The sequence below is a fragment of the Streptomyces monticola genome (assembly GCF_042665355.1).
GTDB classification, from domain to species: Bacteria; Actinomycetota; Actinomycetes; order Streptomycetales; family Streptomycetaceae; genus Streptomyces; species Streptomyces monticola.
In genome coordinates this window covers 500504-513456 of record NZ_JBHTCF010000003.1, presented here as the reverse complement: position 1 = coordinate 513456, position 12953 = coordinate 500504, and the positions used below count along the sequence as shown (strand labels likewise).

The window sequence follows — 12953 nt, the reverse complement described above, 5'->3', positions numbered from 1 at the left end:
CATGGAGTCCATGGAGTCTCCGGACCCCCGCTTCGGCCGTGAACCGGACCGACGGCACCAGGACGAGGAGGGAACAGACCTCGACGCGCTCCTGGCAGGGGCGGACGCGGAGATCGAGGCCGCCCTGGAGTCCGGTCTCGACCTCGACCGTGGACGGGCTGCCGTGTTCGCCACCGCTCTCCAGCCGTCCGAACGCCCCTGGGAGGCGCTGTGGTCGGCCCCGGGCACGGCGTCGCACCGCCTCACACCCGACGTATGGCATCTCGTCAGGCGGCTCGTCGACATGCGGGCGGGTCTCATCCGGCTGCGGCGACTGTGCGGTGACAGCCTGCTCACCCACCAGGGAGCGGTATCCGCGCGCCAGTGGCTGGACGCGTGCTGGGCCCACGTCGACGTGCTGCGCATCCAGCTGATCCACCGCCGCGTGGCACAGGAGGAAGCGGTGGCCGCTCTGGAGCGAGTGGCCCTCCTGCTCACGGCTCTCGGCGACTCGCTCCCCGCCGCCCCTCAGGCCGGAGCCGGCGGGCCCGCGGAAACCGGCGCCGCCGAGGCCCGGGAGCTCTGCCTGCGCCTCAACCGGGCAAGCAGGCAGGTACAGCACGCGGTCGCCGCGCTCATCGCACCGGCCGGCGCCGAAGCGTGCGATGCCGGCGTGAACTGATCCGCGGCGGGTGGCCATGCTCCTGGCCGGTTGGCCTGCCAGGGGCTGCACCGATACCCGGACTCGGGGCGGGCGGCGTAGGGCGGCCATACGACAAGTGCCTTACTCGCTTCCCGCCCCGCTTCCGCTCGCCGCCGTGCCCCGTACGGGCCAGCAACGCGCGCCTCCCGCCCCCGGCCGGGCTGCAATGGACGGGTGACCGCGCCCCCGGACGACTGCCTCGCGCGCAACGAATGGATCTGCGGTGACTATCTGAGCACCCGTCGCCAGATCCTCACCGACGCGGTCCTGCAGCACCTGGAACTCACCGCGCTCTCGGTCGCCATCGCGCTGCTGCTCGCCGTGCCGCTGGCCCTGCTCGCCCGCCGTTACAACGCAGCCGCGGGCCCGGTCCTGGCCCTCACCACCATCCTGTACACGATTCCGTCCCTGGCCATGTTCTCGCTGCTGCTGCCGCTGTACGGCCTGTCCGCGGCTCTGGTCGTCGCCGGCCTCGTCCTGTACTCGCTGACCCTTCTCGTCAGAAACATCCTCGCGGGCCTGCGGGCGGTGCCCGAGGAGACCCGGCAGGCCGCGAAAGGCATGGGCTACGGGCCCGTACGGCTGCTGCTCACCGTGGAGCTCCCGCTGGCCCTGCCGGCCGCCATGGCAGGGCTGCGGATCGCCACGGTCTCCGCCGTGTCCCTGGTCACCGTCGGCGCGATCGTCGGCTACGGCGGTCTCGGCAACCTCATCTACGCCGGGATGAACACCTACTTCAAGGCGCAGGTGCTCACCGCGTCCGTGCTGTGCGTCGTCATCGCCATCGCCGCCGATCTGCTGCTCCTGGGCGCCCAGCGCCTCCTCACCCCCTGGCAGCGCGCATGAGGACCCCGGCAGTGCGGACCCCGACCGAGCGGCGGCACGCATGAAGACCCTCACCGACGCCTGGAACTGGCTCACCGACGGCGCCCACTGGTCCGGCGCCGACGGCGTCTGGCACCGGCTCACCGAACATCTCGTCCTGACCGTCGTCTGTCTGATCCTGAGCTGTCTGATCGCCCTGCCGATCGCGCTGGTACTCGGCCATCTCGGCAAGGGCGGGGCGCTCGCCGTGAACATCTCCAACGTCGGCCGCGCCGTGCCCACCTTCGCCGTTCTCGTCCTGCTGCTGCTCACCCCGCTCGGCAAGTACGGGGAGGGCCCCACCGTCGTCGCCCTCGTCCTGTTCGCCGTGCCGCCGCTGCTCACCAACGCCTACGTCGGCATGCGCGGTGTTGACCGCGACGTGGTGCGGGCCGCGCGGGGCATGGGGATGACAGGGCCGCAGATGCTGTGGCGGGTGGAGCTGCCGCTGGCCCTGCCGATGATCGTCAACGGGGTGCGGATCGCCGCCGTACAGCTGGTCGCCACCGCCACGATCGCCGCGCTCGCCGGCGGCGGCGGACTCGGCCGGATCATCACCGCGGGCTTCAACCTCGCCTCGACCCCGCAGGTCGTGGCGGGTGCCGTCCTGGTGGCCGCGTTCGCGCTCGTCGTCGAGGGCCTCTTCGAGGTCGCCGAGCGCCTCGCACCCGGCTGGGCCCGCGGAAAGGCGGCGGCATGAGACGACCACGCCCGCTCCTCGCCCTCACCGCCCTGGTGGCCCTGCTCGCCGGCTGCACCACCGGGCCTTCCCTGGAGAACCAGGGCGAGGTCACCGCCCCGCCCGGCGACAGCCACCGGCTGACCGTGGGCTCCGCCGGGTTCACCGAGAGCGATCTGCTCGCCCAGCTGTACGCGCAGCTCCTGACCAAGCAGGGGTACGCGACCACGCTGCTCTCCGTCGCCAACCGCGAACTGTACGAACCGGCCCTGGAGAGCGGCCAGATCGATGTCGTACCCGAATACGCCGCCACCTTCGCGGACTGGCTCAACGCCAAGGCCAACGGCGCCGACGCCGAGCCCGTCGGCTCACCCGACCTGGACGCCACCATGAAGGCCCTGCGTGCGCTCGCCGCCCCGCGCGGTCTGTCCGTCCTCGACCCCGGCAAGGCCGTCGACCAGAACGCCTTCGCCGTGACCGCCGCCTTCGCCGAGGAACATGACCTCAAGACGCTCAGCGACCTCGGCAGGTCGGGTCTCCCCGTGCGGCTCGCGGCCGGTGACGAATGCGTCCAACGCCCGTACTGCAAACCGGGGTTGGAGAAGACATACGGCATCGACATCACCGGCGTGGACCCCAAGGGCGTCGGCACCACGCAGGCCAAGCAGGCCGTCCAGAACGGCCAGGACCAGATGGTGCTGACCACGACCACCGACGCGACGCTGGACGAGTTCGGCCTGGTGCTGCTCAAGGACGACAAGAAGCTGCAGAACGCCGACTACATCGTGCCCGTCGTCAACCGCTCCCGCGCCGGCAGCGACCGGGTCGCCAAGGCCCTCGGCAAGCTCAACGACGTACTGACCACCGCGGATCTGGCGTCCATGAACCAGCAGGTGGACAGCTGGCGGCGGCTGCCGGAGGACGTGGCCGAGGCGTATCTGAAGGAGAAGGGCCTGCTGTAGCGGTACACCTGCTGCAGTGCCACCTGTTGAAGCGGGAGCCGCGGGGGCTACGCGTCCGCCACCGAGTCGAAGTCGACCTCGTCCCGCGCGACGCCCTGCGCGTCCGCGTCCACCGAGCGGCGCAGCGCCTCGTGCAGCTTCGCCGGAGTGAGTACGCCGAGGAAGCGGGCGCCGTCCAGGACCGCCACCCAGCCCGCGTCGTGCTGCAGCATCACGCCGAAGGCCTGCTTGAGCGGGGCGCCCACCGGCACCCAGGAGTTCATGCGGTGGGCCAGGTCGCCGACCGTGCCGCCGTCCGCGAGCGCCAGCTCGTCGACGCCCGCCCAGCCGTGCAGCTCACCGGCCTCGTCCAGGACCACCGTCCAGCGGGCGCCCTGCGCGCGCAGTCGGGCCCCGGCGGCCGTGGCGGATTCGTCGAACCGGGCGAGCGGCGGCTGCTCCAGGTCGTCCGGCTGGATCTCCGTCACCGAAAGCCGCTTCAGGCCGCGGTCGGCGCCGACGAACTCGGCGACATAGGGCGTGGCCGGGTTGCCGAGGACCGCGCCGGGGGTGTCGAACTGCTCGATGCGGCCCTGTCCGTACACGGCGATACGGTCGCCGAGCCGTACCGCCTCCTCGATGTCGTGCGTCACCATCAGGACCGTCTTGCGCACCGCGGCCTGCATCTTCAGGAACTCGTCCTGCAGCTGCTCGCGCACCACCGGGTCGACCGCGCCGAACGGTTCGTCCATGAGGAGCACCGGCGGATCGGCGGCGAGTGCCCTGGCCACGCCCACGCGCTGGCGCTGGCCGCCGGAGAGCTGCTCGGGGTAGCGCGCGCCGTAGGTCGTGGGGTCGAGGCCGACCAGGTCGAGGAGTTCCGCGGCGCGTGCCTTGGCCTTCGACCGCTTCCAGCCGATCAGGGCGGGCACGGTCGCCGTGTTGTCGAGGATCGTGCGGTGCGGGAACAGGCCGACCTGCTGGATGACATAGCCGATACGGCGGCGCAGCTTGACCGGGTCGACCGTGGAGATGTCCTCGCCGTTGACGTAGATCCGCCCCGACGTCGGCTCGATGAGCCGGTTCACCATCATCATGGTCGTGGTCTTGCCGCAGCCGGAGGGGCCGACGAGCGTGACGAGTTCGCCCTTGTCGACCTCGAAGGACAGATCGTCCACGGCCGTGGTGCCGTCCGGGTAGCGCTTGGTGACCTGTTCGAACCGGATCATGACCTCACGCTAGCCGCGTGCTCCCGGCTCCGCTCCTCAGGATCCGCCGCTCACCAGGACCACTTCCAGGGTGCGCGGCCCGTGCACTCCCTCGACCCGGTCGAGCTCGATGTCGCTGGTCGCGGAGGGGCCGGAGATCCAGGTCAGCGGGCGGGCCGGGTCGAGGCGTGCCAGGGCCTGGGGGACCGAGGAGACGACCTGCCCGGGGACGTGGACGACACAGATGTGGTGGTCGGGGACCAGGGTGATACGGCGGCGGCCCTGGTCGGGGGAGCCGTCGAGGACGAGGGTGCCGGTCTCGGCGATGGCGACGGCGCAGCCGGTGACGACGCTGTCGACCCGGTCGAGGTCGTCCGGTGTGTTCGCGGCCCGGTCGTGGATCCGCACCGGGTCGGCGGCCTTGAGCCAGTAGGGCGGGAGGCCGGGCGGTACGACGACGGTCCGGGAGCCGTGCTCGGCGAGCAGCCGCATCAGGAGTTCGGCGAGCCCGTGCTCGTCGGTGCGGTGCACGATCGCGCGGTAGTCCGCCAGGTTCTCGGCGAGCAGGTCGACGGTCTGCGCGGTCGTGCGGTCGCCGTGCTCGGGCAGATACGAGCGGTCGACGGCCATGTCGTACGGGGTGTCGTCGGCCGGTACGTCCGCCAGCGCACGCCGTACCCGCCCCAGGATCCGGTCCCTGCTGTTGCTGCCCCTGCGGTTGTCGCTCCTGCTGTCGCTGGGGCCCGTGTGCGTGCTCGGGGTGCTCACCGCTGTTCGTCCTTTCCGCCGCCGGTACGGCGCCACCAGTCGCGGAACGACTCCGCGGGTACGGCCGGCAGCTCCCGGCTCGCGCCCCACGCCCGGCCGGGGCCCGGCAGCCGGCGCGGGTGGAAACGCCGGGTGCGGGCGGCGAGCCGCTGCCCGGTGCCCAGGACCCCCGGACGGCCGAGGGCCCATCCGGCCGCCCGCATCGCGGCCCGCTCGGCGGCATGTCCCTTCGCGGGCTTCAGGGTGACCTTGGCGCCGTGCCGGGTCACCTCGCCGCCCTGCGCGACCCGCTCCCGCAGATGCACCAGGACCTCGGGGATGTCGATGGCGACCGGGCACACCTCGTAACAGGCCCCGCACAGGGACGAGGCATAGGGCAGCGAGGCGTCGATCTCGCTCTGTGTGCCCCGGAGTTGGGGGCTGAGGATGGCGCCGATCGGCCCCGGGTAGACCGAGCCGTAGGCGTGGCCGCCGGCCCGTTCGTACACCGGGCAGACGTTCAGGCAGGCGGAGCAGCGGATACAGCGCAGGGCCTGGCGGCCGACCTCGTCGGCGAGGGTGTCGGTGCGGCCGTTGTCCAGGAGCACCAGGTGGAAGGTCCGCGGGCCGTCGGAGTCCGTCGTCCCGGTCCACATCGAGGTGTACGGGTTCATGCGCTCGGCCGTGGAGGAGCGCGGCAGGGTCTGCAGGAAGACCTCCAGATCGCGCCAGGTGGGCAGCAGCTTCTCGATGCCGACGACGGAGATCAGGGTCTCGGGCAGCGTCAGGCACATCCGGCCGTTGCCCTCGGACTCGACGACGACGAGGGTGCCCGTCTCGGCGACCATGAAGTTGGCGCCCGAGATGCCGACCTTGGCGCGCAGGAACTTCTCCCGCAGATGCAGCCGGGCGGCCTCGGCGAGTTCGGCCGGGGTGTCGGTGAGGTCGTCGGGGGCGGGGCGGCCCCACTCGCTCATCGTGCGGGCGAAGATATCGCGGATCTCGCCGCGGTTGCGGTGGATCGCGGGGACCAGGATGTGCGAGGGCCGGTCGTCGCCCAACTGCACGATCAGCTCGGCGAGATCGGTCTCGTAGGCCCTGATGCCCTCGGCTTCGAGTGCTTCGTTGAGGCCGATCTCCTGGGTGGCCATCGACTTGACCTTGACGACCTCGCTCTCGCCTGTGGCCTTCACCAGCTCTGCGACGATCCGGTTGGCCTCGTCCGCGTCGGCGGCCCAGTGCACGGTGCCGCCGGCCGCGGTGACCGACTCCTCCAACTGGAGCAGATAGTGGTCGAGTCGGCGCAGCGTGTGGTCCTTGATCTGCTTTCCCGCCTCGCGCAGGCGGGCCCAGTCGTCGAGTTCGGCCACGGCCTTGGCGCGCTTGCCGCGGATGGTGTGCGTGGCGTGCCGCAGATTGCCGCGCAGCGTGTCGTCGCGTACGGCGTCGTGCGCGGCCTCGGGGAATGCGGGCATGCCCAGATATGTGCCGCTCATGGCAGGTGCTCCTCTTCGGTCACCGGGCTCATGCCGGGTGCTCCTCTTCGGTCACCGGGCTCATGCGGGACGCTCCCCTTCCGTCACCGGGCTCATGGCCGGCGCTCCAGGTCCGGCTCCAGCGGTTCCGCCTCCGTGCTCGCCAGGATCTCCGCGATGTGCACCGGGCGCAGCTGTGTGCGCAGGCGCGTCATCGTGCCGCCCAGGTGCATCAGGCAGGAGTTGTCCGCGGCGCACAGCATCTCGGCGCCGGTGGACTCGGCGTTGCGCACCTTGTCCAGGCCCATGGCGGCCGACACGTCGGCGTTCTTCACCGCGAAGGTGCCGCCGAAGCCGCAGCACTCGTCCGCGCCCGGCAGCTCCCGGAGTTCGAGTCCCCGCACGGCGGCGAGGAGCCGGCGCGGCCGCTCGCCCAGGCCGAGGGAGCGCAGACCGTGGCAGGTCGGGTGGTACGTCACCGTGTGCGGGTAGTACGCGCCGACGTCCGTCACACCGAGGACATCGACCAGGAACTCGGTGAGTTCATACGTCTTGGGCACCACCGGCGCGAGGACGGCGGCGAGTTCACCGCCGCGGCCCTCGGCGCGGGCCCGCTCGCCCATGCGCGGATACAGCTCGCGGACCATCGCCCCGCAGGAGCCCGAGGGCGTCACGATCGCGTCGTAGCCGCCGAAGACCTCGGCGAAATGCCGGGCGAGCGGCTCGGCGCGGTGCCGGTAGCCGGTGTTGTAGTGGGCCTGTCCGCAGCAGGTCTGCGCCATCGGGAAGTCGGCCTCGACGCCCAGCCTGGCCAGGAGTTTCACCACGGCTCTGCCGGTGTCCGGGTAGAGCGTGTCGTTGACACAGGTCAGGAAGAGGGCGACACGCATCGCGGGCTCCTTCCTCGGCGATCATCACAATGGCTGCAGACTACGCGTACGCATGCGGTCGCGGGAGTGCTCCGCGCGATCCTTGTTGATACGTTTCAAAATCCCGGCGTCACAGGTCAGGACGGGCCGGGCGGCAGGCGAACGAAGGGGTGGGCCATGGCGCACAACGTACGAGGCGTGATCTCCAGGGCGAAGGGTGAGCCGGTCGAGCTCACCACGGTCGTGGTGCCGGACCCGGGGCCCGGCGAGGCCCTGGTGGCGGTGCGCTCCTGCGGGGTGTGCCACACCGATCTGCACTACCGCGAGGGCGGCATCAACGACGAGTTCCCGTTCCTGCTCGGCCATGAGGCCGCGGGTGTCGTCGAGGCGGTCGGCGAGGATGTCACCGGGGTCGCGCCGGGTGACTTCGTGATCCTCAACTGGCGTGCGGTGTGCGGCGAGTGCAGGGCCTGCCGACGCGGGCGGCCCTGGTACTGCTTCGCCACGCACAACGCCACCCAGCCCATGACCCTGGAGGACGGCACGCCGCTCTCGCCCGCCCTCGGTATCGGTGCCTTCGCCGAGAAGACCCTGGTCGCGGCGGGCCAGTGCACCAAGGTCGACCCGGCGGCCTCGCCCGCGGCGGCCGGACTGCTCGGCTGCGGCGTGATGGCCGGCATCGGCGCCGCGATCAACACCGGCAATGTGGGCCGGGGCGACTCGGTCGCCGTCATCGGCTGCGGCGGCGTCGGCAGCGCGGCCGTCGCGGGCGCCCGGCTCGCCGGCGCGGCCAAGGTCATCGCTGTCGACATGGACGACCGCAAGCTCCAGTGGGCCCGAGGTCTCGGCGCCACGCACACCGTCAACGCCCGCACCGACGACGTGGTGAAGTCGGTGCAGGCCCTCACCGACGGCAACGGCGCCGATGTCGTCATCGAGGCGGTCGGCCGCCCCGAAACGTATGAACAGGCCTTCTACGCCCGTGACCTGGCGGGCACCGTCGTCCTCGTCGGGGTGCCGACCCCGGACATGCGGATCGATCTGCCGCTGCTCGACGTGTTCGGCCGCGGCGGCGCTCTCAAGTCCTCCTGGTACGGCGACTGTCTGCCCGAGCGGGACTTCCCGATGCTGATCGACCTGTACCGGCAGGGCCGCCTCGACCTCGACGCGTTCGTGTCCGAGACCATCGGACTCGGCGATGTGGAGGAGGCGTTCGCGAAGATGGGCCGCGGTGAGGTGCTGCGGTCCGTGGTGGAGTTCTGACCGGGCCGTACGTCCGCGGAGCCCGCCGCGCACAGTTCCCGTCGGGCCGTACGCCCGACGGGTTTTGCGGCGGCTCGGGCACAGGTGGTGAACTGGGGCGAACCAGCACACTTCAGGAGCGTCCTTGACCAGCTACCGCCAGCCCGGCGTCGTCCTCACCGACCGCACCTTCACCGTCCCGCTCGACCATGACCGCCCCGACGGCGAGAGCATCGAGCTGTACGCCCGCGAGGCCGTGGCGAGCGACAAGGCGGGCGAGTCACTGCCCTGGCTGCTGTATCTGGAGGGCGGGCCCGGCTTCGGGGCCCGCCGCTTCATCGGACGGCAGGCCTGGCTCGGCCGGGCCCTCAAGGAGTTCCGGGTACTGCTGCTCGACCAGCGCGGCACCGGCCGCTCCACCCCCGCCAACCGGCAGACCCTGCCCCTGCGCGGCGGCCCCCGCGAACAGGCCGACTATCTGGCGCACTTCCGCGCCGACGCCATCGTCCGCGACTGCGAGACGATCAGGCGCCGGCTCACCGGCGGCGCCCCCTGGACCGTGCTCGGCCAGAGCTTCGGCGGCTTCTGCGTCACGCACTATCTGTGCGCCGCGCCCGAAGGTCTGCGCACCGCCCTGATCACCGGCGGCCTGCCGTCCATCGACGCCCACGCCGACGAGGTGTACCGGGCCGCCTACCCCCGTATCCAGCGCAAGGTCGAGGCGCACTACGCGCGCTATCCGCAGGACGCCGACCGCGCCCGCAGAATCGCCGAACACCTCGTCGCCCGCGGCCCGTTCACGCTCGCCGACGGCTATCGCCTGACCGTCGAGGCGTTCCAGTCCCTGGGCATCCTGCTCGGCGTGGACGACGGCGGCCACCGCCTGCACTACCTCCTGGAGAACGCCTTCGTCCCCACCGCGCAGGGCCCCGAACTCTCCGACGCCTTCCTGGAGGAGGCTCGCGGAATGCTCTCGTACGCGGGCCATCCGCTGTACGCCGTCCTGCACGAGGCGATCTACGCGCAGGACGACAGGCCCACCGGATGGGCCGCCGAGCGGGTGCGCGCGGAGTTCCCGCAGTTCCAGGCCGAGCAGAGCCTCGCCGCGGCGGCGCCGTTCCTCTTCACCGGCGAATCCGTGCACCCCTGGCTCTTCGACGCCGACCCGTGCCTGAGCCCGCTGCGCGAGACCGCCGAACTGCTCGCCCAGCGCACCGACTGGCCCCGGCTCTACGACGCCGAGCGCCTCGCCCGCAACCAGGTCCCGGTGGCAGCGGCGGTCTACCACGACGACATGTACGTGGACACCGCCCACTCGCTCGCCACCGCCCGCCAGATCCGCGGACTGCGCACCTGGGTCACCGACGAGTTCGAACACGACGGCGTACGAGCAGGGGGCCCGCGCGTCCTGGACCGCCTGCTCGGGCTTGCGCGGGGCGAACTCTGAGAGGCGGGGCTTTGGGGCACGGCGGCGTGGACCATAGCCTTCGGGCATGACCGAGCAGCTCAAGCCCATGCCCGAAGACTGGCGGCGCGCCCTCGCCGTCGTCGCCCACCCCGACGACCTCGAATACGGCTGCGCCGCCGCCATCGCCCAATGGACGGACGGCGGCCGCGAGGTGGCGTACCTCCTGGCCAGCCGTGGCGAGGCGGGCATCGACACCATCGCGCCCGCCGAGTGCGCGCCCTTGCGTGAGCGGGAGCAGCGGGCCTCCGCCGCCGTCGTGGGCGTCGGCGCCGTCGACTTCCTCGACCACAAGGACGGAGTGATCGAGTACGGGCTCGGCCTGCGCCGCGACATCGCCGCGGCCATCCGCCGCCACCGGCCCGAGCTCGTCATCACCCTCAACCACCGCCAGACCTGGGGCCATGGCGAGGCCTGGAACACCCCCGACCACGTCGCGGTCGGGTGCGCGACCCTGGACGCCGTCGCCGACGCCGGCAACCGCTGGATCTTCCCCGAACTGACCGAACAGGGCCTCGAACCGTGGAACGGGGTGCGCTGGGTCGCCGTCGCCGGGTCCGACCGGCCCACGCACGCCGTGGACGCCGCCCCCGGATTCGAGCGCGCCGTGCGCTCGCTGCTCGAACACCGGGCGTATATCGAGGCGTTGACGGACGAGGAGCCCGAGACCTACGTGCGCGACTTCCTCACCACGACCACCTCGATGGCATCCGAACACTTCGGGGGCAGGCCCGCGGTGGCGTTCGAGGTCTTCAGCCGCTGAGCGGCACCCCTTACCCTGACGGTCCGTCAGGAAACGGCAGCACGACCGCACGGCAGCACGACTGCACGGCCGCACAGCCGAGTGGCCTAGTCGCGACGTGGCCGTACAAGGCAGGGGGCGCCGCATGATCGACACCATCGGCACGGACATCTCGGAGGGTGAGGAGCGGCTGCGGCTGCAGATCGAGGACGGAGTCGGCGTCCTCACCCTCTGCCGTCCCGGTCAACTCAACGGCTGGAGCTGGGAGTCCACCCGGCAGCTCGGCATCGTCGCCGACCGGATCCGCTTCGACGACACGATCCGCGTGGTGCTCCTGCGGGCAGAGGGCCGGGCCTTCTGCGCCGGCATCGACGTGACCGCGCCCGGCGGTGCGATCGACGGCCGCTCGCCCGCCGAGCGGACCCGCAACTACTACGAGGGCATCCGCTGGGTGCACGAGCGGTTCGCCGTCTTCGCCTCGCTGCCCCAGCCCGTCGTGGCCGCCGTGCAGGGCTACTGCCTGGGCTTCGGCTTCGAGCTGGCCCTGATGGCCGATGTCCGGGTCGCCGCCGACGACGCGGTGTTCGCGCTCCCCGAGGCGCAGCTGGGTGTCGCCGTCGACGCTGGCGGTGATCTGCGCATCGCGCGGGAGGCGGGAGCGGGCTGGGCCAAACTCCTCGCCCTGACCGGACGGCGGATCGACGCGGCCACGGCGGAGCGGCTGCATCTGGTGCAACTGGTCGTGCCGCAGGGGGAGTTGGAAGAGGCCGCCCGGGGCGTCGCCGCGGAGATCGCCGCCAATGCGCCGCTTGCCGTGCAGGGGATCAAGCGGGACATCGACGCGTACGCCGACGCGGGTCTCGCCGACGCGCTCGGGCGTACGGCCATGTCGGCGGCCCTGACGCTGACTTCGCGGGATGTACGGGAGGGGTACTCGGCGAAGGCGGCTCGGAGGCCGCCGAGGTTCGACGGTACGTAGGGTGGGCTTGCGTTACTGGGGCTGGGGCCGGGCTCGGCTCGTGGCTCACCCCGTGAACGGTCCCCGGCCCATCTGCTCCCGTACCGGTACCACCGGAGCCGAGACCAGGTCCCTGCGCTGCCAGTTCGCGCCGTCCACGACCAGGGTGTGGCCGCTGATGAAGCGGGCGTAGGGCGAGGCCAGGAAGGTGGCGGCCCAGCCCAGTTCGCGGGGTGCGCCCACGCGCAGTGCGGGCTGGCGGGTGTCACGGTCGTCGCGTGCCCGCTCCAGGCCCGCCCGGATGTCGGCCGTCATGTCGGCGTGCGGCATCAGTCCCGGCACCAGGCCGTTGATCCGCAGCCCGTACGGTCCCCACTCCACCGCGAGGGTCTCCACCAGGTTCTTCACGCCCGCCTTGGCCGCCGCGCTGTGGGCGAAGCCGGGGCCGCCCGTCCAGGCGTAGGAGGCGCCGACGGCGAGGACCGTGCCCGGGGTGCCCGCCGCCAGGTGGCGGCGGCCGAACTCGCGGGTCATGTAGAACGTGCCGTTGAGCGTGATGTCGACGACGGTGCGCCACGCGTTCGGCGACATGTCCTCCGCGGGCACGGGGAAGTTCGCGGCGGCGTTGTTGACCAGGACGTCCGGAAGGCCGTGTGCCGCCTCGGCCGTGTCGAAGGCGGCGGCGATCGCATCCGGGTCGCGGATATCGCACGGAAGGGCCGTCACCCGGCCTCCCAGCGGGGCGAGTTCGTCCTCGGCGGCCTTGAGGTGTTCGGGTTTCCGGCTGGCGATCACCAGGTCCGCGCCGAGCCGGGCGAACTCGGCCGCGATCGCCTTGCCGAGCCCGGTGCCGCCGCCCGTCACCAGGACCACGGCGCCGTCGTACGTGCCGGGCGGCAGGGCGCTGGCCCCCACCGGGGGAGGGGCGGGCAGGCCGGGGAGCGGGGACAGCGGGGTATCGGTCATGGGGCACAGCGATACCGCTCCGCCGCGCATAGGTCCAGGCCCACCGGCCGACACCCGCGGGCCCACCGGCCGACACCCCGGGCGGCAGTCGATACGCGGCGCACAAAGGTCCATG

13 protein-coding genes are annotated in these 12953 nt (G+C 72.0%); 8 read left to right on the top strand and 5 right to left on the bottom strand.

All coding sequences use genetic code 11. The features are described 5' to 3' along the window. Nucleotide 1: 1 nt before the first annotated feature. The 4 genes from ACFQVC_RS10690 to ACFQVC_RS10675 all read left to right on the top strand — a co-directional run bounded on the left by ACFQVC_RS10690 (nucleotide 2) and on the right by ACFQVC_RS10675 (nucleotide 3187). Nucleotides 2–661, top strand: a complete 660-nt coding sequence (locus tag ACFQVC_RS10690; RefSeq protein WP_381829305.1) for a hypothetical protein — start codon at nucleotides 2–4, stop codon at nucleotides 659–661. Between the two features lie 195 nt (nucleotides 662–856). After that, complete coding sequence (locus ACFQVC_RS10685; protein WP_381829303.1) at nucleotides 857–1528, top strand: ABC transporter permease; 672 nt, start codon at nucleotides 857–859, stop codon at nucleotides 1526–1528. A gap of 40 nt (nucleotides 1529–1568) precedes the next feature. Next, on the top strand, nucleotides 1569–2246 hold the full coding sequence (locus tag ACFQVC_RS10680; RefSeq protein WP_381829301.1) for an ABC transporter permease: 678 nt from the start codon (nucleotides 1569–1571) through the stop codon (nucleotides 2244–2246). Next, entirely contained in the window at nucleotides 2243–3187 is a 945-nt protein-coding gene (locus tag ACFQVC_RS10675) for an ABC transporter substrate-binding protein (protein WP_381829299.1), read from the top strand. The genes ACFQVC_RS10680 and ACFQVC_RS10675 overlap by 4 nt, the downstream gene beginning before the upstream one ends. Nucleotides 3188–3234: 47 nt before the next feature. Here ACFQVC_RS10675 and ACFQVC_RS10670 read toward each other — a convergent pair whose 3' ends face one another. From ACFQVC_RS10670 to ACFQVC_RS10655, 4 genes are all read right to left on the bottom strand, one after another. After that, a complete protein-coding gene (locus ACFQVC_RS10670; RefSeq protein WP_381829297.1) occupies nucleotides 3235–4395 on the bottom strand; it encodes an ABC transporter ATP-binding protein in 1161 nt (386 codons plus the stop codon). A gap of 36 nt (nucleotides 4396–4431) precedes the next feature. After that, complete coding sequence (locus ACFQVC_RS10665) at nucleotides 4432–5064, bottom strand: LutC/YkgG family protein (protein WP_381829560.1); 633 nt, start codon at nucleotides 5062–5064, stop codon at nucleotides 4432–4434. Between the two features lie 74 nt (nucleotides 5065–5138). Beyond that, on the bottom strand, nucleotides 5139–6617 hold the full coding sequence (locus ACFQVC_RS10660) for a lactate utilization protein B (protein WP_381829295.1): 1479 nt from the start codon (nucleotides 6615–6617) through the stop codon (nucleotides 5139–5141). 92 nt (nucleotides 6618–6709) lie between these two features. Then, nucleotides 6710–7486, bottom strand: a complete 777-nt coding sequence (locus ACFQVC_RS10655; RefSeq protein ID WP_381829293.1) for a (Fe-S)-binding protein — start codon at nucleotides 7484–7486, stop codon at nucleotides 6710–6712. A gap of 156 nt (nucleotides 7487–7642) precedes the next feature. Here ACFQVC_RS10655 and ACFQVC_RS10650 point away from each other — a divergent pair, with 156 nt between their 5' ends. The 4 genes from ACFQVC_RS10650 to ACFQVC_RS10635 all read left to right on the top strand — a co-directional run bounded on the left by ACFQVC_RS10650 (nucleotide 7643) and on the right by ACFQVC_RS10635 (nucleotide 11893). Then, nucleotides 7643–8728, top strand: a complete 1086-nt coding sequence (locus tag ACFQVC_RS10650) for an S-(hydroxymethyl)mycothiol dehydrogenase (protein ID WP_381829291.1) — start codon at nucleotides 7643–7645, stop codon at nucleotides 8726–8728. Between the two features lie 124 nt (nucleotides 8729–8852). Beyond that, complete coding sequence (locus tag ACFQVC_RS10645; RefSeq protein WP_381829289.1) at nucleotides 8853–10154, top strand: alpha/beta fold hydrolase; 1302 nt, start codon at nucleotides 8853–8855, stop codon at nucleotides 10152–10154. Between the two features lie 46 nt (nucleotides 10155–10200). Further along, nucleotides 10201–10935: a PIG-L deacetylase family protein gene (locus tag ACFQVC_RS10640; RefSeq protein WP_381829287.1), complete on the top strand. Its 735-nt coding sequence runs from the start codon at nucleotides 10201–10203 to the stop codon at nucleotides 10933–10935. A 124-nt stretch (nucleotides 10936–11059) separates the two neighbouring features. Continuing rightward, nucleotides 11060–11893, top strand: a complete 834-nt coding sequence (locus tag ACFQVC_RS10635) for an enoyl-CoA hydratase/isomerase family protein (protein WP_381829285.1) — start codon at nucleotides 11060–11062, stop codon at nucleotides 11891–11893. A 45-nt stretch (nucleotides 11894–11938) separates the two neighbouring features. Here the strand turns inward: ACFQVC_RS10635 and ACFQVC_RS10630 are convergent, their stop codons facing one another. Then, nucleotides 11939–12838 carry an SDR family oxidoreductase gene (locus ACFQVC_RS10630; protein ID WP_381829284.1) on the bottom strand — a complete coding sequence of 300 codons (900 nt, stop codon included), beginning with the start codon at nucleotides 12836–12838 and terminating at the stop codon, nucleotides 11939–11941. Nucleotides 12839–12953 lie beyond the last annotated feature (115 nt).